The following is a 19,948-nucleotide window of genomic DNA, read 5'->3' as shown; positions in this document are numbered from 1 at the left end:
CGGGATGGGCTCCGCCATGGAGCCCATCCCTCAGAGCCGCACCGGAACTCTGCTGCCAGTGCATACGGCCCCCATTGAACGCCTCCTACGAGACAGTGACGAAATCAGCCCGGGCTAAACACATACGACGTACGTAAATCGATTATCGTACTCCCACAGTTGAAGCGCATTAGCGAAACACGACTTTTCGGCCGGGTCAGTCGCTCGAATCCCAGCCGCGATGAGATCCTGGTCGTTAGTATCCACGTCGTTTGAGAGAGTTATCGACCGACCAGCAATCTTCGGATGTTCGAGTTCGCTTTGCGACACGCCTTGCCCATGATCTGAAACATACGCGTGCAGTGGCGACCCTGTCTCCGATGCCTCCACGTATCTTGTAGCAGCGTTCATGTTCCCACCCCGACGACTACAATCACGTTGATGGGGTGGCCCTGTTCTCGTTTCTGAACTTGTTCTCTTTCGAATAGCATGGTGAACGGGCGAAACTAGCACGCAGGGATAAACCCTCGTGCTCTCAGCAACACGTCCGAAGAGCCCCCGATACACTGCGTCTCCCGCTGGATTTCGACTCGCCCATTCGACGCAACACTTCCAATACTTCGCCGCAACATACAACGAATTCTTCGTAATCCATAGATGGCCTCATTCGTCGGGTAAAACAACCTGCTTACAAGCCGCCACGAGCGCACTCGCAGCAACTATCAACGCTTCCAACGCCGTGGATGGGCTGGCAGCTGAGGAGCGCTCATCGATCCCAACTGAAACGCAGGGAGGGCCTGGTCCCCGAGCTTACGCCACCACAAGCGAATACTATCACTCCACAGAGCCCGGCCAACGCGCCAATACTACCCGATAGCATCGAGAACCCCCATTAGAGTCGTACTCTTATCCTTGAGCCGTTCAATTATGCGACAACGCATGGTCGAGGTCGTGAAAGAGAAGCGGTTGAGTGAGATTCGGTCTCAGAAGAGTTCTCGACGGTTCCCCGGTGATGAGTACCAGAAGATAATCTCAAGTCTGGAACAGGTCCCGGAGAGCACTCTTAATGAGGATTTTGACGGTCTGGTTGCTGAGTCGTTACCAGAGTATGAGTACGAATGGGATGCCAAATCCGGCCGCAACCCCAAGACCATGCTCTGGCATCCCGAGTTCAACCACAGTGTCGACCTGTACCATCCAGAGAAACGGATTGCGGTCGAGGTCGAGAAGGCTCAGCGCAAGCGGATTAGCGATGATATCCTGAAGTTCATTAGAGGTGGGAAGACCCGAGACGGTGGCCGGGATGTAATCGAGTTTGGTTGCTTGATTGTTCCTGCTGAACACCCTGAGTACGGCAACCTGTTTCAGCACTCGATTACTACACTGGAGTTCATGCGGAGTGTTCTGCACGTCGAGGATATCGCTGTAATTGGGTATCGAGCCTGAGTGGGAAATAGTATATCGGATCCACAATACCTCTTGAGTGTGAGAAGATTGAACGGGTTATTCGAGTACAAGGGGTGGCCCGTAATCGGAGCGGTACTACTCTTTCTCGCGTCGGTCATAGTCTACCACCATACCAATCTGTACACTGCACAGGAGGCTGTGGCATTCGGGACACTCTTCCTAGCGCTCATCACTGCGATAACGGCCTACTCCAGCCAACAACAGACGAAGTACATGCGGGAGGAGGTCAAGTTCATGAGGCGTCCTCAACTCTCAATCCACCACGAATCGTTAGAAGATGGGGGTGGATGGCTTGTCTTTGAGAATACCGGACAAGTACCCATAGAGGCCACAATCCGAATCTCGCTTGCACCTACCTCAGACACGGAAGCAAGTGATCTGATTCTCGATGATAACCTCTCATACGATGAGTTGCCAGAAGAGATGAAAGTCTACGAAGGTGGCGCGGGGGACTGGCGAGGCACCACAGAATTCCTCGAACCGGGTCAGAAGCAAAAGTACGTTATCGGTATGTTTGGGCACGAAATGGCATCCCGAGAAGACGACTATGGACTAGAAGATTTCCACTGGGTGCGCTTCGACGGGGAGTTGACCTCCACGTTATCAGAAGACGATACACGGGACTTCCAACGCCTCTTCCAGTATTCTATAGACGACTCAAATGTGATTTTCTCGTCATATTCCTTTGAGGAAGCACGAAGCCGGGAATAAGCGATTTATCCCGAATAACTCATGAGACCCGAGACTGGCGCTCCCGCTGTGGTCTCCGATTCGAAACCGTCGTAGTAGCCCGGCTCCTGGTGGATACTCCGGTGGCACTCCCGACAGACCCGAACGACTCGTTCTGGCGAGTAGGAGATATGGTGCGTATCCATCAGCTCGATGTCCGTGGGTACTTACAATCAGATAGGCGTATCGCCAGTCACCTTTCCACACCCACTACTGGACGGGAAGTTCTTGATGACTGGTTCGATTAATCGTTCATCTTCTTGTGGAGGCGTTCTTTCCGTCCCTCAAATCCGCCTTTCGTCCCATCCGGCGTCCCGATATCGAGTGCTTGATCGCACACGGCAACTGTCTCCTCGTACCGGTCTTGCCGCTCGTAAATGATAGCGAGACGCTTGAACGCCGGGATTCGCGGCACCTCGCCGAACTCAGCCACAAACTCCTCAGCGATCTCAATGTCTTTTTTACAGTACTCAATACACTTCTCGATCGCATCGTCGCGGTCGTCACGCTGCTTGTAGTACACGTCAATTAGCTCGTTATACGCGAAGTGTGTACTCGTGGCCGACCCATCATCTCGCTCTAACGCTTCGAGCAAGACCGTCTCTGCGAACGCGTAGTCTTTCTCACTCGCTGCAGTCCCGCCAACGCCTTTCAAGTACTCCTTTGCCGACTGCGAGGTCTCCTGTACGCCCTGATCAAGCAGATTAATTTCCCCGCCAGTCCCGAAGAACGTGCTGTACTCGTAGAGTTTCTGACGCTGCTCATCGGAAAGGTTCAGGTACCACTCCTCTAACCCGAGTCCAACGATCAAGTCCGGAACATCTGCCCCAGACTGGAACAGATTCGTTATTTTGTCGAACATACTAATCTAAGGCGAAATATGTTTCACCAGCGATCCATTTCTGGCCAGCCAACATCAAATACCGGCAGAGACATACAGACCACATCGTAAGCCCACGACATAGAACTTGCCCGGAGAAGCCTCTCAGCAATACGGCACCTATGGTTTATTCCCACAGTGGTGACGACCACTACTCGTGCCTACGCTGAAACGTCGGAAAGACGACGGCTACTTCATCCACGCAGCCGGTGACAACAACCCGGTCAACACGTTCCAAGTCACAGACAGAGGTGCTGAGATCGTAAAAAGCAGCGGTAGAGCCCTTGACGAGTTCTTCCCCGATCAGCTCTTTTACCTCCTCCACGACCTCGATCATCTGTCCACCAAAGGAGCGGAACCCACCGACCCCACAATCGGAGACATAACCAATATCGACTGGGCGACTGACGAACTGTCGATTGAAAGCCGCGTCCAAGTCGCACTCCAACTCATCGAGACACACGGCGTTAACCAACTATTCGACGGCGATGCAGCCAAATGGGTACTCGGGCTTACCGGGAACGCCCCTGTCCTCCTCGAACCGCTCGTTGAAGCAATCGCAACCGCTGCCGGGTACAGCTACGAGACGATCCACGAGTACAACGAAATGTTCCACGACGGAGAGCGTCTCTTGGCCGTCGCCCTGTGTGCTTACCTGCAGTACCAGTGGCTCCGAGACACTGCAACATTCAATGGCGAATCCCAGCACCGGCAACACCGAGTCGTACACGGATCCACCGGCACTCACATCTACATCGAAGTCCCGTCCGCAGAGCAAACAACCTACACAATCCCGACTGACCTACCAGAGTCAATCGACGACGACCTCCGAGACGAACTTCGTGACGTGTGGGGGCTTGGTGTTGGCTCCGCCGGCTTCGCAGCACTCTCCTCATTCGAATTAACCAACAGACACGACGTCGAAAACGGAGTCATCCTTCCTGCAGAGCGCCTAGCAGACTTCCCCATTGACCTGCCGCCACGCTCAGAACTCACGGAACAATACGAAGCGCTCCGTCTCCTGCAAAACCATATCGAACACGTACTCTCCTCGCCAAATTCCGACGTGGAGTACGGTGACGGCTCGATTTGCGACCAGTGGTACCAGCACGTCCACGACCGCTTAACGAATGGCAGTGACGGCGAACAACCCCTCGGTGCTCAACAAGGCTCTCGTGTAGCCCACACTGCGCAGACCTACAGGGACTGCTACGGTGACGGCGAGCAAGTAACAGACTTCAAATTCATCACCCAGACCCAGCCAGATGAATCAGAGCAACTCCGACTCTTCGGATTCGGAATCTTCGACCACAGCGAACAAGTCCAAGTCCCAGTCGCACCAGAAACAGAAGCCCCGTTACCCATCTACCCACAATCAGAACACGAATTAACACACGCAGTTGCATTACTGGATGAATTCCCAGCGAAACCCAGCGCAGGCACACCGGCCTGAACAACCCGCAAAAATGGATTTATATGCGACACGATATGGTCGTCTCAGGCACCGAGCGAATTACTGATCAGCGTTTTTCTGCCGGGAACGATCCTCATCAGTGAACCCGTCAGTTGTCCCTTCTGCACGTGCGTTACTGATGCGTTGGGACGCCGAATCGTAGGCGGCCTGCGTGCCTTCACTACTGGCATCCATATTGAGTGTCCGGTCTTTATCCACGCCGATTTCGCCGGCTGTCAGCGCAGCGTCTTGATTCGCGCCAATAAACAGGAACTCCCACCCGTCTTCTTGCCGTGCCTCAACCATCTTCCGTACCGTCGCTTTCGGTGTCTCTGACGCGTTCTCCTTCCCGTCAGTCAACACGACAATAACTACGTTCTCAGGTGGGGTGTCCCTCTTATCGAACTGTGTATCCGCCTGTTCGATCGCTGTGACGATCGCGTCGTGTAGCGCGGTTTGTCCGCTCGGCGTGTACGCTGCGTCAGTAAGTTCTGGGGCTTCCTCGATGTCACGACCACGGTACGTGATATCCACTGTCGTGTCAAAATCGACGAGTGTAACGGTTGCCTGCCCCTCCTCCGCCCGCTGATCAGTCAAAAACGAATTGAATCCACCACGTGTGTCGTCCTCGATAGACTGCATCGAACCTGAAGAGTCGAGGACGAAGGTCACGTGAGTGTCCACACTTCAGTTAGTGTCGAGACACGTAAATACCCCCGTGCATAGCCGACTCTGGCTCCGGTCGCCTGCGCTGGTCACTCAGTCGCTCGCGTTCCATTTTGGAGAGCCTCTCGATACCCTCCCCCATTCATTTTGAGGCGTTCTTCTTTTGTCACCGTATCGACCTCGTCCGCATCGTAGAATAGTACACATTTCGACCCGCTAGGCCAACACCGCTATTAGATAGAGCAGATATCACCACTCTTCTGGGGGATCCGGATTTGTTCGCTGTTCAATATCTCTCCCAATATCCCAAGTATTTTCGCCAGAAGGACCGATCCGAGGGTAGGACCGGTATTCACCGGGGAGCTTCCGCCGATTACCCTCTCTAAGAATTGCTATTGACGCCAGTAGATCAAAGAGCTGTATTTTAGTCATCACAACATCAACTCCCTGCTCCTCCTCGTCACCTAACTGTACTCGGGCAGCAGTATCTTGCTCGTTCTGTAAAATTTCGATGTTAAGGAGAAGAGGTTCAACATCTCCTGACCCTCCAGATACTCTATGGGGTTCATTCTGATCCCGGTCGAATGGGAACGATTCCAAATCAATGTATTTACCCTGGCCAGGAACCGATCCGCCTTGAATTGTTTCGAATGACGCAAGTATATCAATTAGTGTCTGGACTTGATCGCCGACAATACTGATGTATCCACCTTCCCAACTACCTTGTCCGAAATGAAGCTTCAGCGCAAACTCATCATCCACCTCGTATTCCGTGAGACTCAATCTCACATATCCCTCTTTCGGGGAGACTGTTGACCCAGCAGGCTGGTCACCTGCGTAATATGGGGCTGCTGACATTCCTTTCAAGAGATATGCGCGTGCAGTCCCCTCTTTGTTGAACGTGTCCTCCGTGGGATACAGATCAGTAGGTTTCTCATTTTCAATCCACCCGTCATTATTCGCCAATTTGGAGTTATCCTTGAGAAGATCGAGGGCACGTTCGGTCGCATCACTGTATTCGATACGCTCCTTCTCTTCTGTGGTAAGGAAGGGAGAAATGACTTCTCGTCCATCGGCTATCGCAACATCCCCATAACCTATTTTTTGGGGACTGTATCGGCTCATATATCCATCGTGTCGGAAGTCCAAATGAGGCGCATCACGAATAGTTGTCAAATCTCCCCTCTCATCAACCGTAATAAGCCCAATATTTTCCCCATCCTCATGATTATCCAGCATCTGAGCTGCCTTCGTCCTGAGTGTGGTGGGGACAGCGAGATACAAATGCGTAAGCGATTTCGTGGTCAAGAACTCGGATAATTGCCTTGAGAGGCGCTCCTTGTCAAACGAGGACTCGCCTTTCGCCTCAACTCCGATCACTTTCCCTTCCCCTGAATCTAAGATTTCGGTTGGATCATACCCCCCAGAGAAACTCATGAGGTCAATCGGCCGATATGATTGATCGGATGATCGTACGTTTGGAAGATAGCCCTCTGGAAGCCCGCCGTACTTCTTCCACACGTTGTGGCGTATCCAGGGTTCTTCACGACGTTCGAAATCAGGGGTGTCTGTTCGATCTAATTGCTCAGCATCTCGTCGAACGATCGGTTCATATGCCCTTTTGGGTTCGTGAACGCGCTCAAGATCCTGAAGCACTTCATGCAAATTTAGTGGGACGTGAATAACTCCAATTTCCGTGGGGCACTCAGCGCGCCGAAGATACCGGATCCCCTCACTAATTGTCGCTTCTGTTGACTCATCTCCTACGTCTCGTTCAAGTTTATCATAAACGTAGGATTTCACGCTTCCCATCTGACCTGGCTTAGTGCTATTCAATAACCGTTCAGGAACTTCCTCTTGAATGCGGGATTTCGCGTCCTTGATCGTGGTGGAACTGGATCCAACAGCAGCTCTGATCTGTTTGCTTGCTTGATTTAGAGTTGAAACATTAGGACTTTGATTGTTTTCAAGCTCATTAATAAGTGGGTCCACAGATCTTGACGCAAAGTAGAGCTCGTCAAAAACTCCGCTTTCGATATATCGGTGAACCTGTTCGTATAGTTCGGAACCGAATTCCAACCCGCTTCCACGTTTCACTTCGATACCGATGTACTTTCCATCTGGAGTCTCAGCGGCGAGATCTATCCGGCCAGTGCTAAGTTTAACCTCACCATCAACAGTCATGCCCTTCTCTGTCTCCAACCAATACCATAGTTGCTCTTGGAGAAGCGGTTCAAGAAATGCAGCCACAATTATAACTATGATAATGGATGGAGAAGATGTATCTACCGGTGTCTACCTGAATAGACTATGCGTCATCACCCGGATCATATTGAATTAGTTGCGGATGAAGAACTTGTATACGAGGATAACTGGGCTTTGTTTGATCAAGAAGAGTACCCTGATTTCTTCCCTGAAGATACGCGTAGTCTTCGTTCCTATACGTCTGAAGATGGGCATTATCGAACAGCATTCGCAACCCGAGAATCGACTACAATCGATGGTGTGCATGAACCTACAGGGATCTGTCTAATCAAGGATGAAAAGGTCGTCTCAGTAACTGAAACGATTCCTGTTGATAAAGCGATACCAGCTAATGATGGTTCTGTCGTAGCAATTGGGCGTGACGCAACGAAGTTCATCGGTTTTGATCCAACCGGGAAACTCGTTCTTGAGGAAGAATTTGAAAGCAATGCCGGGCCAATTACTATCTCACCAAATGGTCGTTTCGCAGCTGTAACGACAGCGTTTCCTGACAATGCAGTACATCTCTACGACATCAATCAAAGGGAGTACCTTGGACGTAAAGAGAACCCATCGACGACCGTCGTCAAATTCCTCGAATTTGAACAGGTCACTGACGGATACGTCGTGAATACATACGATATTCACCCAGAATCCTCACTCGCCTCAGATGTAGATCCAGGCCGGACGGAAATCATCGATCGGATTCCAGCCGCTCCAATCAGTAACAGTCTCGAATTAGATGGTGCTGGTATCGTCGTTGAGGGAGAAACCTGGCACCATATCAAAAAAGAAACGATGGAGGATGTTTCGAGTGACCTTCGAATCCCGGGGGTGACTCTCGACACATCCTGCGGACGAGTTATCGAACCACTTCATGCCGATCTCATATTCCAAGAGGTTCAGCAAGCTCGGCAGAGCCAGTATGAGATTTGTTCCGATTGCAAATCGGGCCTCCTATCATATCCAACAGAGAAAGTTGAAAAACAAGGACACAAGCCCTGATATCCAATTCTAACATCGTAGAAACGTGTTCGGTTGTTTCTCATTTGACAAGGTGGCAACGCTTTCACTTCTCCCCATGGCGAGCAGTCATTGAAGATTTGAACAAAAGCGTTCCACACCGGAGAGAGTGGCGTGTTCTACCGAGACACTGTCCACTCCTCAGCGTCTCGCCGTCGGACGGGTCCGAGTCGCGTGACCTGTTCGTCGTCAACAAGGCGTTCAAGCCCGTCTTCCGTGGGAAATCCGAACGTTGCCGTGTCGAACGCTTGTCCAGGTGCAACGGCGCGGAAGTACTTCCCCTGCGGGTAGTCGGTGAAAATCCGGCGTTGACACCCAGCCAGGTCAAACATCCCAAGATCATACGAATTCTCTCGCCGGGCAATATGCGCCGCACCGCGCCGATACCCGAGGAACGACCGCGGCTCGAACTCCCGCATCGACTCCACCCGAAACTCATAATTCTTGAACGTTACCGGATCACCTACCGTTAACAGACCGTTCAACGGATCGTACTCACCGAACCGGAACGGCCCCTCTAATTCCGGTTCGAGCGCCTCACGTGCGTCACGCATCTGCTCACGATGATCGGTATGGAACACCCAATGCACCACGAACCCCAAGCGTAACGCTTCCCGCGTCTTCGCCCGATACGGCTGATCGGACCCAGCAACGAACTCGATCCACCGATTCAGCCCTTCACCGCGTACGAAACAATCCGGGACCCGGTCAGCAACCTTCTTCTCGAACTGGTATTCACCTTCGAACCACGGCTTCCGTTTATCTTCCTGTCGCCGGTCTAATTCTACTTTGCCCCACAAATGCTCGTCCGACTCCTCACCTGCAGACCGGTACCGGTCAACATCTCCCCAGATCTCGAATCCACTCATACGTGTCTCACCTGCTGGACGATAGTCATCCACACACCCCTCCGTTTCCACTCCAGGTTCTTCGCAAACGTAGTGCCACCACGCACACGGTGACAACCACCACACTCAGGACACCACTGCACCCCCACACACCCCGTTTCAAGTGTTCTCCAAACTCGCCACGCAGCACCCGATCGAACGCGCACCCGTTGAAGCGGCCACGCAGATTCACTCGCCCCGACGCAGTGACCGGTCGGGCAACGACGTCGGGACACCACCACGCATCCCGACGGCTGTCCTCGCTCACCGCACCCACGGTCACTCTCACTGCCACTCGCAGCGGCAGGTCCACCACAGCCTGCCACACGAGCAGCCACAGCCTGGCGTGAGCGGTGCCCCACCACGAGCACCGCCTCTCTGCTACGACAGTCACACCAGCCACCATCGCACCCCCAGCCCACCGGCATCACCTCCCACCCCCGAAACCGCCACCACTCTCCTCATCCGACGCACCCGCATCACTGTCATCACCCGCAGCATCAACATCGGATGGGCTCTGCGCCGTCCGAACCGCCGACGACACTGGAGCTAATTCATCCAACCCCGAGCCATCACCACCCGACCCCTTCGACTCCGCCTGCCCATCTCCAGCCTCCACTACTCGATCTGTCCCACCCTCCTGCTCTTGAGCCGTCCGCAGCGACGACGACACCGGGTGAAGCTCATCAAGATCCTCATCCGCATCCACATCGTCATCGACACCACCATCGTCAGCCCCGTCAGACCCCGTCACGCCGACTCACCTCCAGGCACCGGCACATCACCATCACGCGCAGCCGTCCGCGCCTGCAACGCCAGCACGAACGCCTCACGACACTGGTCACGCCAAACATCGTCTTTCGTGTCCATCCCGCTCGTCGCGTCCTGCGCGCGATTATACACGCGCCGCAGCTCAGCGTCCGAGTACAACGGGTTCACCACCTCAGCATCGACAATCCCGGCACCGAAGTTCCGCGCACCGCCAAGCTGCATCGCATATTCATCGCTATGCGCATCCAAGTAATCGATCGCCTCAACGAGCAGCCCCACGTATTCGGGCTTCAGTTCGCGGAGCGTGAGTCGCCAAGTTCCGACGAGATTGCCGACTACATCTCGCGTCGCCTGCCGAAGCGGTTGCCCCTCATCCTCAGCATTCCGCGACCGCACCTGCGTGTTGAGTTGCCGGTAGTGAGCTTCCGCCTCACCCTTCGTCACATCCACCTGCCGTCGAATCGGCGAGAACCGAATCGGCCGGCGAATCACGCGGCCCGCCCGATCACCGAACCCACCGAACAAGTCGTGGACAACACAGCCCGCGTCGCCATCGCCATCAACACAACTGCCTTTCTCGTGATACCCGGCATCAAGATCGCGGTCGTACACGTCTTCGAGCATGTAATCCGCGTTCGCCTCGCCCGGATGGCAGACCGTCGCGCCCGCCGCCTGCACCACCCGCTCACAGCCATGCCGCAGCCAGCTCGACAACGTGAACGGCGAAATCTGGCCCGCAATCTGATTCTGCGGATCATCCGCCTCGTACCGATCCGCCGACGCATGGTGTCGATCCGTAACGATCCCATCGCCTGGTGCCAGCAGGTCGATATCCAGCCCGACATACAGGTCCGGGAACGCCATCTCATCGACAGGACGCGGAAGGTCGAAATCGATGTCGAGGTGCGAAGCATCGAAGGCCCGGGTGTCCTGCTCCCCATGCATCGTCACCGAGCACCTCCCTGACAACCACCATCAGCAGCATGTGGGGCAGTCCTTTCAGTCACGTCATCACTCATCGAACCAGCATCCGGTTCAGACGCACCATCCCGGGCCAAGCCGTCAGCCCGCACCACCGGCCGCTGCCAGGGTTTGCGTGTCGATTCGCAATCCGCAGTAACGAACGTGTCGCTACGCGCAATCGGACGGCGGAACCACGCCACGCCCGGCAGCGGCTGTACCGTCGTCGCATCCGCCGGACTCACCGCACGCGGCTGCGGGGCCAGCAAGACAGGCCATGACGACTGAGTCGCAGGATCAGTACACGTACCGATCCGGCCATCCAAGACAAGCTCACGCACACCGAGCGTGAAATACTCCGTCGGCTCATGCCGACACTCAGTACATTTCACGTGCCCGATCTCGAAAGCCAGTTGCTCAACCGGCCGGAAGGCGAACACGACAACCGGTGTGCCTTCCCGCAGTTTATTACCGCAGCCTTCACAAACCGCGGCCCCTTCCCCGAGCGCGATTTTTTCTAGCTGAATTATTCCTTCAATAATCTTCCAATCCGTGCCTTCTTGTCGGTCTGGAGTTGAGTCTTCCATTGGGGTTACCTTGGATTATCAGGAAGCCCCGCCCGCGTGCTCCACCACGCGGGTATCCTCTACACTGAACTTCCCATTGGGCCGGGCTTCCCTATCCAATGCATTAGCCTGCATTGGTAAAAGTGCTGCCATTGCATTAGGATGCATTGGGTGCAAGAGATTAAACCCCTTCTACAGGTAGGTGCAATGGACGAAGTAATGCCCAAGGACCGAGATGAGCAGACGGGGAAATACACTGAGCGGTACACTCCAGAGGACTTTCTATCTGCCTTAGAATCACTAGGGGGCTCAGCTGGTACTCAAGAAGTAGCCGACGAAGTCGGTTGTGCGTATAGGACTGCTCATGCGAAACTTACTGAAATGGATGCAGAGGAGAGACTCACTTCTCGAAAAGTTGGGAACGCTAAGTTGTGGGAATTGAGTGCCTCCGAAAATGAATGATCTAACTATTCTACTGAACTCTCTGCGGGGTGACCGACAGTGGAAGTCGTAAACATGGTTGGATCTGGCTCACTCAATGCTGAACTTGATCTTGAGACACTTTCTGAAGAAATCGGTCAGCCCCAAGCAAGATACGATCCCGGGAAGTACCCAGGGATGTATCTTCGATTCGAGGAAGACACACCGCTAATCACCCTATACAGAACTGGGAAGTACATTATCACCGGGCCAACCTCGAAGGAAGAACTCTTTCACCTCCGAGAGCGTTTTCTGACCTTCCTATCCAATATCGGAGCCATCGAAAACGCGACTGATGAGTGGTTCTCTGTTCAAAACTATGTCTGTACGGAAGACCTTGACCGGACTCTAAATCTAAATGCACTCGCTATCGGATTAGGGCTCGAACAGACGGAGTACGAACCCGAGCAATTTCCGGGTCTCATTTACCGCCCTCCTGAAGAGGATGGGGTCGTACTTCTCTTCGCTACTGGTCGAATTGTGATCACCGGCTGTCGGAATATTGAGGCGGCAGAGAAAATCTTCGCTGATTTGAAGGACGATTTGATGCAGTTCACCTAAATCAGACGAGTCCACCTCACTGTAGCGGGAATATCAAGAACCCGGATCCAAATCAACATTTAAGTTGGGTGCAAGAGCAAGGTGCTGTATGTCCATTTACGTCGTCCAATCAAACGTTTCCATCAAATTCGATATCCATGACTGACGATCAAACCCAGGAAATTCGACGCCGACTTGATGAGGATCTCTCTCTGGATGAATTCGAGCGTGATTACCGCTCTACCGGAGAGGCAGCGACTCAGTTCTTCCAGGATCTCTTCGTTCAGGTCCTTAACTTCAATGAGACGACGTCTCCCCTCGGGGACGCTACGTGGCAAGATATTCCTGTTCACGAGTGGCCGAACACGGCCCGGGCGAACGTCGCTCGGCTCTTCGCCGAGTCGGGGAACTTCCGCGTAATCTACGTTGAGTTGGAGAAGCTGACCCGGACAGCCGAGCGGAACGCTATCCAGAGCCTCACTCGGTCGGACAGAACGAGTGGCTGGGCCATCGATGGTTCCTTCCTGACTGTATTCCACGCGCCAGACGAGGACGTCTGGCACCTCGTCACTCCCTACGAGGAAGGCACCGACGACATCACGACTGGTCGCCCAGTGCTGCGCAGGTACACGCTCGGTGAAGGCGAGACCCACCGCACCGTCGCTAACGCGCTGTCAAGTATGGATGCCAGCAAGGGGCGGCTGGCAGAACGTATCGACGAGGCGTTCCGAGTCAAGCCCGTTACCGAGGATTTCTACGAAAACTACAAGAGCGCCTTTGATACGCTCAGTAAGGAACTCCGCCGGAAAGGCCTGGAGATTGAGGACGCCGACCGGTATGCGCACACCACGCTCAACCGGTTGATGTTCTTCTACTACCTCCAGAAGAAGGGCTGGATCGGTGAGCGAAAGGACTTCGTCCGCTGGTTCCACCAGCAGTACGAGCTGTCCGACGAAGAGGACGTGTTCCACGAGAAGTGGCTCTCGGCACTGTTCTTCGACGGTATGAATAGCCCAGAAGGTGGAGAGATCGATGCTGATCTCCCTTCCGAGATCGAGTCCGTCATTGCTGGACTCCCGTATATGAACGGTGGGCTCTTCCAGCCGACAGAGGAGGACGGACGTGACACGTTCCTGTCTGACTCAGCGCTTAAGTCGGTGATCGAAGAGTTCCTCGAACAGTACAACTTCACGGTCACCGAGGAGAGCCCCTACGACATCGACGTCGCCGTCGATCCGGCAATGCTCGGGAAGATCTACGAGTCCTTGATTGCCGAGCAGGAACGCGGTGAGGCTGGTATCTTCTACACACCGCGTGTTGAGGTTGACCTAATGTGCCGAATGTCTCTGTACGAGCAGTTCTGCGACCACGCCAACGGACTCGATGCTAAAGGGAAACAGCGGATTGTCGAGTTCATCTTCAGCGAGCCGCAGGATTGGGACACGGAAGATACGGGTGAAACAGAGCAGCTAGAGGAGATTCTTCATGAGCTCCGTATCGTTGACCCCGCTTGTGGTAGCGGTGCATTCCTAGTGGGAATGAAACAGGTTCTCACCGAACTGTACCGAAAACTGGACACGACCCCGGATTACCACCTCAAAGAGCAGATAATCAACGAAAACCTGTATGGTGTCGATGTCAAGGATTGGGCCGTCCGTGTAGCAGAATTCCGGCTTTGGCTATCACTCGTTGAAGGGGAAGAGCAAATCCCCGACCAGCGTCCTGTTCTCCCGAATTTCTCTTTCAAACTCAAAGTCGGCGACAGCCTCATTCAGAAATTGGACGGAGAGTTTGTGTCGTTGGACACCCTGACTCGCACATATGATGGAGATACGGGTGGTTTACTCACCGAACTGAAGGAGCTGAAAAGAGAGCACTTCGAAGGTGAGGCAGATCGGTCGGAAGAGATTGAAGAAAAGCAGGTTGAGTTACTCCGTACACATATTGACGGCCTGATTGACAACCTCTCCAGTGATCGAGTTCAGGGAACTCTCACTGGGGATACAATGGACGATCAGACTGACGAGGATACCGAGGACCGTATTGAAGAACTCAAGAACGTACGTGACGCAATCGATGAAGCTGGCGCTGCTGGATTCTTCATGTGGGATATCGACTTCTCAGACGTGATGGTTGAAGGCGGGTTTGACGTCGTCATTGGGAATCCTCCATACGTTCGCCAGGAAGATATCATCGACCAAGGGATTCATCCAGAGCGGTTGGATGCGATGGACGACACCAAATTCAAGGATCTCAAAAAGCAGTACAAGAACGACCTCAGTGCCTACGTACAGGATACTTTTGAGTTGAATCCCTACAAACGAAGTGACATCTACGTCTACTTCTTCTTTAAGGGTCTCGATTTATTGCGTAACGGTGGTACTCTCACCTATATTACGTCCAATTCTTGGCTGGACGTGAACTATGGTCAAAAACTTCAAGAAGGCTTGCTCAGGTTTGGAAACCTCAAGTGTCTGCTTGACAACCGAGCTGGACCAATTTTCGACGAAGCTGACGTGAATACCGTCATTACGATGGCCGAACGGACTGCTAGCGAAACTCTCAGCGGAGAGGCCGGCTTCGTGACGTTCAACGATTATTACGAAAACATCGTCCGAACCGACGTAATGGAGCAGGTTTTCGCTAATGGAGACACGGACACTTCAACTATTGACTACCGTGGTGAGACCCTCAGATACACCCCTGTGGAAAGCGGACGGCGAGTTACGCTCCCTGAGGCGTCCCTTTGGCGACTAGGTGGTGGTGCAGTTGAAGAGGCAAATGGGGATGGCACTGAGCGCGTGTTCTCAGAACAGACCGGTGTTGAGGGGCTACAAGCAGGTATCGAATCGTACAATGATAGTGGGGCGGCTGCACGACCAGCCGGATCATACTCGGGTGACGCGAAATGGAGCCAGTTCCTGCAAGCTCCCGACATCTACTTCGAGATTCTAAACCAGAACCAGGACCAATTCGTTACTTTGGATTCGGTTGCTGAAGTCTTCCGCGGGGTTACTACCGGAAAGAACTCGTTCTTCTATCCTAGTGATGAACTTGTTCAGGAATTTGGAATCCCTGATGAGTACCTCCATCCGACAGTAAAGAGTCCTCGGCCTCTAAACCGGCCACTCATCAAGCAAGACGATTTGGATACCAGAATGGTTCTCATCCCGGAGAACCCTTCAGATTCAGCACTACAGGACTACATCAATTACGGGGAAGAGGAAGGATACCCCAGCAGTTCGACCCTTAGTAGTCGTAACCCCTGGTATTCACTTGAGGACGAGGTTGAACAGGCGAGGGTATTCTGGCAGATGACTCACTACACGGAACATGTAGCCTACTATTCAGAACAACCTCACTATCTGGATAATCGGATGTATGGGATTGTTTCAGATCCGGAGTCAACGGCAGATTCAGAGCTTCTTGCGGCAATCCTTAATTCGACTTACTACGCAATGGTGAAGGTGATCTCAGGGCGGGAAAGTAGTGGCCGGTCTGTCGATACGAAGGTGTATGAGGTGGCAAAATACCTGATCCCCGATCCCAGTGAGATCAGTGAGGACAACGAGAGTCGTCTCCGCGATGCCTTCGACGAAATGAAAGAGCGAGACTCAGAAGCGGTGTTTGAGGAGTTCGACGATCCTGCTCGGCAAAAGTTGGATGACGTGATGTTCGACATTCTTGGCCTATCGGAAGACGAACGTGAGGAAGTCTATGACGGCGTGGAACGCCTAACGAAACAAGTTCGAGAGCGGGACAGGCAACGGTGAACTCTCATGAGTGACGATTCCGCTGAGATTGGTATCATCGATAACCGGAAATATGACCGGTTAGATGAAGTCCTGAAAACAGGGCTGGAGAGTCCAAACGTTGACCGCGTTCGTATTGCTGTCGGGTATCTCTACATGAGTGGCCTCAAACGTCTCCGTCCAGAGTTAGATGAATTTCTGGACAATGGAGGAACGCTCCAGATTCTGTTAGGGAACCCTGATCAGCAGGGACTTGACGAGCTTATCGAGGCCCATCAGAATCTGAATCTCACCGGGACGAAATTCAAACAGTCGCAAAACGTCAAATGGAGTGAGCGGACAGAGATCCGTGCCGAAACTGCGAATAACTACTCAAACCAGCTGCTCTACGAGAATCCCACTGCGGAAAACCAGGCGTTCTTCACGAAGCTGATCGACTGGCTGGAACAGGGACGTATCCAGCCTAAGTTGTATCTTCAAGAACGGTTCCACGCAAAGGCGTACCTCTTCGAGAAAGACGAAGGAGACATTTTCACCCCAAAGGATGTCGGCGTCGTCGGCTCGTCAAATCTCAGTCTCAGTGGTCTACACAGCAATACGGAGCTCAACGCTCCGGTCTACAACGAGAAGGTCACCCAACTCAAGGATTGGTTCGATGACCTGTGGGACGACGCCGTCGAATTCGACGCCGATCTTCTGGACGCGTTCGAGGACTCTTGGGTCTCGAACAATCCAGGCCACGTATCGACGGAAGACGAGCCACCGGCACTTCCGGGCGACTCATTGCCAGATGACACGACGGCAACACTCCGAGGGGTCAGCAGTGGTACTGGTCTTCCGGCACCGTACTTGGTGTATACGAAGATTCTCTACGAACTCTACAAGGAGACGTTGGAGACTGCTGAGGACTACCTCCAGTCGTTCGACGTGTACGAGGACCTCTACGAGTTCCAGCAGTGGGCGGTGAATCGCGGCATTAGAATCGCCAACAAGTACGACGGGGTTCTGGTTTCCGACGTCGTCGGGATGGGGAAGACGTTCGTCGGCCTCGGTCTACTCGAACATTTCCATGCGCGGAATCGGCTCCGTGGGAACAAGGGAAAGATGCTGATCATCTCACCGAAACATCTCCAGCCGATGTGGGAGCGGATGGTCAACAAGCGGTACAACTTCAACGCGGAGGTGATCAGCCTGGGGATGGTTTCGAAGGAGGATTTCCACGAAACTCTCCTGGAAGAGCACGACGACACGACAGTGTGTCTCGTTGACGAGGCCCACCACTTCCGGAATGACGATACGCACCGGTACGATAATCTACAGTCATTCCTGCCGACGGTCAATCAGACGATCCTCCTGACTGCGACGCCGTACACGAAGAGCGCTTGGGACGTGTACAATCAGATCAAGCTGTTCCACATCGAGGATCTCACGCAAATTCCGATTACGCCGCCGAACCTCTATGACTTCACGCAAATGGCTGAGAACGATGAGACTGACCTCTCGAACCTTCTGAGCCACGTGATGGTGCGGCGGACTCGCCAAGACATCATCGACCAATACGGCAAGGAGGATGAGGATGGTCAAGTGTACCTTCAGATGGGTGGGGAACGTCGGTACCTCCCGGATCGGCACCTACAGACGGTTGATTACAACCTGCACGAGACATACTCGACAGCGGACGGCGTCAATGATTCACTGTACGATGCGATTGTAGAGACGTTAGAGGACCTCACGTTCGCTCGGTATTCCCTGGGTCAAGAAGAGTACCTTAAGACGGGATACGCGAATCAAGACCCGTATCAGAACCTTTCCTCAATGGGGAGGAGCATTCGTGGGTTGATGAAGTCCAACTTGCTGAAAAGGTTGGAAAGCAGTGTTCATGCCTTTTACACGTCTCTCAATCGGATGCTTCGGAGTTACCGGATGTTTCGGAATCTCCTTGACGAAGGAACTGTCGCTGTCGGGAGCGATGTCTCCGAGCTCATCAATAGTGGGGAGCAGATCGACACTATCCTGGATGAGATCGACGAGATGGTCGAGGAGGGTGAGTACGCGGCGTACCAGACGGAGGCCTTCCATCTTGACGAATTGAAGCACGACCTTGAGACTGATATCCAACTCCTTGCTGATCTGCAAGCCACGTTGGAACCGTTCCACCAGGACATCCAGGACGACTACGCAATGGATGACAAGGCTGAACAGCTCAGGCAGCTTCTCGGGAATCTCCGAATTGGGTCACATGAGATTCTTCAGCGTGGTGATCGAGCTGAGAAGCTCATCGTATTCACACAGTTTACTGACACAGTGAAGTATCTGGAAGCTGCGTTCGAACAGTTCCAAGATCGAGGGTTGCTCGATGATGATGTTCGGTTTGCGAGCGCTACGAGTGATACCTCGAATGTGGAGAAGATCATCCAGCGTTTCGCTCCAGAGGCGAATGATGCGCGGGATGAAATCGACCCGAGTGACGAGATTGATGTCCTCTTTGCAACCGACGTGGCGGGGGAAGGGGTCAATCTTCAGGATGCGAATTTAGTCATCAACTACGACCTGCACTGGAATCCTCTCCGTCTAATTCAGCGAATCGGTCGGGTTGACCGACTCGGGAGCGGCCACGACGACATCTACGCGCTCAACTTCCTACCGGAAACGGAACTCGAAGAGGAACTCGGCATCGTTGACCGCGTTGAGTCTCGGGTGCAAGAGATCAGTAGTGTTCTCGGTGAAGACGGGGAGATCCTAAGTCCCGAGGATAACGTGAACCGGTCGTACATGGAGGATATCTACGCCGAAGAGGACATTGAGAAGGTCGAAGACGACGTGAACGAGATCATCGGAAGCGACGATCTTATCGGTCCTGCGAGTAGCCTTCAGGACCTAAAGCAAGAGCATCCGGACCTCCTCAGTTGGTTGGATGATCGTGACGGGATTCGGAGCGCAATGGAGTGGAACCGAGAGTACGATGGCGTCGTCATTGTCTATCGACAAGGAGACTACACGACCCCGTACCTCGTAACGTTCCCGAGCGAAGGGGGACAAGACCTAGCCTCACAGGAGAAGGATACCATCGTCGAAACTATCACGTGTCCTGTTGATGAGCCAGTCGCCTCCGTTGACGCAGAGACGTTCGACAGTCGCTACGAACGGGCTGTACAGGTGGCGCGGACGGAGTTCGGCGATGACATGGGTAAGCGTCGTCAGTTCCAGCGAGAGGCTCGGCAAGGTGCGAGTATCGACCGTGATTATGTGGTTGACGAACTCGGGGAGGTCGCGTCGTCTGTAGAAAACACTGATCAACAGCGGACGCTGGCACAGTTCCAGGATATCGTTGAGACCGTGTCGGCAGATCAGATCCTCGATGAGTTCAGAGATCTTCGTAACGAGGAAGTCACTGGTGAAGAACTGGTGGCGGCTGTCCGGGAGATCATCTCTCGGTACAATCTGCAAGAAAAATACGAAGAGCGACAGGAATGGGCGGAAGAACAGGAAGAGCCTCCGCACGTCGTCGCGGGGATGTACTTGAAGGGGCAGGAGTAAGTAGTCCGGTAGGC

13 protein-coding genes are annotated in these 19,948 nt (G+C 53.5%); 7 read left to right on the top strand and 6 right to left on the bottom strand.

The annotated features are described in order from the left end of the window. Nucleotides 1-918: 918 nt before the first annotated feature. Entirely contained in the window at nucleotides 919-1,425 is a 507-nt protein-coding gene (locus tag D1409_RS24005) for a hypothetical protein (protein ID WP_123539486.1), read from the top strand. 39 nt (nucleotides 1,426-1,464) lie between these two features. Next, a complete protein-coding gene (locus D1409_RS24000) occupies nucleotides 1,465-2,157 on the top strand; it encodes a hypothetical protein (RefSeq protein ID WP_123539485.1) in 693 nt (230 codons plus the stop codon). Between the two features lie 262 nt (nucleotides 2,158-2,419). Here D1409_RS24000 and D1409_RS23995 read toward each other — a convergent pair whose 3' ends face one another. After that, entirely contained in the window at nucleotides 2,420-3,037 is a 618-nt protein-coding gene (locus D1409_RS23995; RefSeq protein ID WP_123539484.1) for a hypothetical protein, read from the bottom strand. Nucleotides 3,038-3,212: 175 nt separating this feature from the next. Between D1409_RS23995 and D1409_RS23990 the strand changes: the two genes are divergently transcribed. Further along, nucleotides 3,213-4,508 (top strand): hypothetical protein, encoded by a 1,296-nt coding sequence (locus tag D1409_RS23990; protein WP_123539483.1) that lies wholly within the window; start codon nucleotides 3,213-3,215, stop codon nucleotides 4,506-4,508. 60 nt (nucleotides 4,509-4,568) lie between these two features. Here the strand turns inward: D1409_RS23990 and D1409_RS23985 are convergent, their stop codons facing one another. Beyond that, entirely contained in the window at nucleotides 4,569-5,192 is a 624-nt protein-coding gene (locus D1409_RS23985; protein ID WP_123539482.1) for a vWA domain-containing protein, read from the bottom strand. A 231-nt stretch (nucleotides 5,193-5,423) separates the two neighbouring features. Continuing rightward, nucleotides 5,424-7,424 (bottom strand): PDDEXK family nuclease, encoded by a 2,001-nt coding sequence (locus D1409_RS23980; RefSeq protein ID WP_123539481.1) that lies wholly within the window; start codon nucleotides 7,422-7,424, stop codon nucleotides 5,424-5,426. A 60-nt stretch (nucleotides 7,425-7,484) separates the two neighbouring features. On the opposite strand from D1409_RS23980, the gene D1409_RS25065 reads away from it, so the two are divergent. Further along, nucleotides 7,485-8,423: a hypothetical protein gene (locus D1409_RS25065; protein ID WP_164471897.1), complete on the top strand. Its 939-nt coding sequence runs from the start codon at nucleotides 7,485-7,487 to the stop codon at nucleotides 8,421-8,423. A 137-nt stretch (nucleotides 8,424-8,560) separates the two neighbouring features. On the opposite strand, the gene D1409_RS23975 is transcribed toward D1409_RS25065, so the two are convergent. The 3 genes from D1409_RS23975 to D1409_RS23965 form a co-directional block, all read right to left on the bottom strand. Further along, on the bottom strand, nucleotides 8,561-9,310 hold the full coding sequence (locus D1409_RS23975; protein WP_123539480.1) for a hypothetical protein: 750 nt from the start codon (nucleotides 9,308-9,310) through the stop codon (nucleotides 8,561-8,563). Nucleotides 9,311-10,078: 768 nt separating this feature from the next. Then, a complete protein-coding gene (locus tag D1409_RS23970) occupies nucleotides 10,079-11,044 on the bottom strand; it encodes a hypothetical protein (RefSeq protein WP_123539479.1) in 966 nt (321 codons plus the stop codon). 2 nt (nucleotides 11,045-11,046) lie between these two features. After that, the gene (locus D1409_RS23965; RefSeq protein WP_123539478.1) at nucleotides 11,047-11,646 is read right to left on the bottom strand and encodes a hypothetical protein; all 600 of its coding nucleotides are present in this window, start codon (nucleotides 11,644-11,646) and stop codon (nucleotides 11,047-11,049) included. A 480-nt stretch (nucleotides 11,647-12,126) separates the two neighbouring features. Between D1409_RS23965 and D1409_RS23955 the strand changes: the two genes are divergently transcribed. The 3 genes from D1409_RS23955 to D1409_RS23945 all read left to right on the top strand — a co-directional run bounded on the left by D1409_RS23955 (nucleotide 12,127) and on the right by D1409_RS23945 (nucleotide 19,934). Next, nucleotides 12,127-12,666, top strand: coding sequence for a TATA-box-binding protein (locus tag D1409_RS23955; protein ID WP_235853737.1), 540 nt, complete (start codon nucleotides 12,127-12,129; stop codon nucleotides 12,664-12,666). A 137-nt stretch (nucleotides 12,667-12,803) separates the two neighbouring features. Beyond that, the gene (locus tag D1409_RS23950) at nucleotides 12,804-16,418 is read left to right on the top strand and encodes an Eco57I restriction-modification methylase domain-containing protein (protein WP_123539477.1); all 3,615 of its coding nucleotides are present in this window, start codon (nucleotides 12,804-12,806) and stop codon (nucleotides 16,416-16,418) included. Between the two features lie 6 nt (nucleotides 16,419-16,424). Further along, a complete protein-coding gene (locus tag D1409_RS23945) occupies nucleotides 16,425-19,934 on the top strand; it encodes a helicase-related protein (protein WP_123539476.1) in 3,510 nt (1,169 codons plus the stop codon). The last annotated feature ends 14 nt before the right edge of the window (nucleotides 19,935-19,948 follow it).

The sequence above is a fragment of the Halosimplex salinum genome (genome assembly GCF_003730195.1).
Taxonomy (GTDB): domain Archaea; phylum Halobacteriota; class Halobacteria; order Halobacteriales; family Haloarculaceae; genus Halosimplex; species Halosimplex salinum.
Note: the sequence above shows the minus strand (reverse complement) of the source record. Positions and strands in the feature narration are given on the sequence as shown.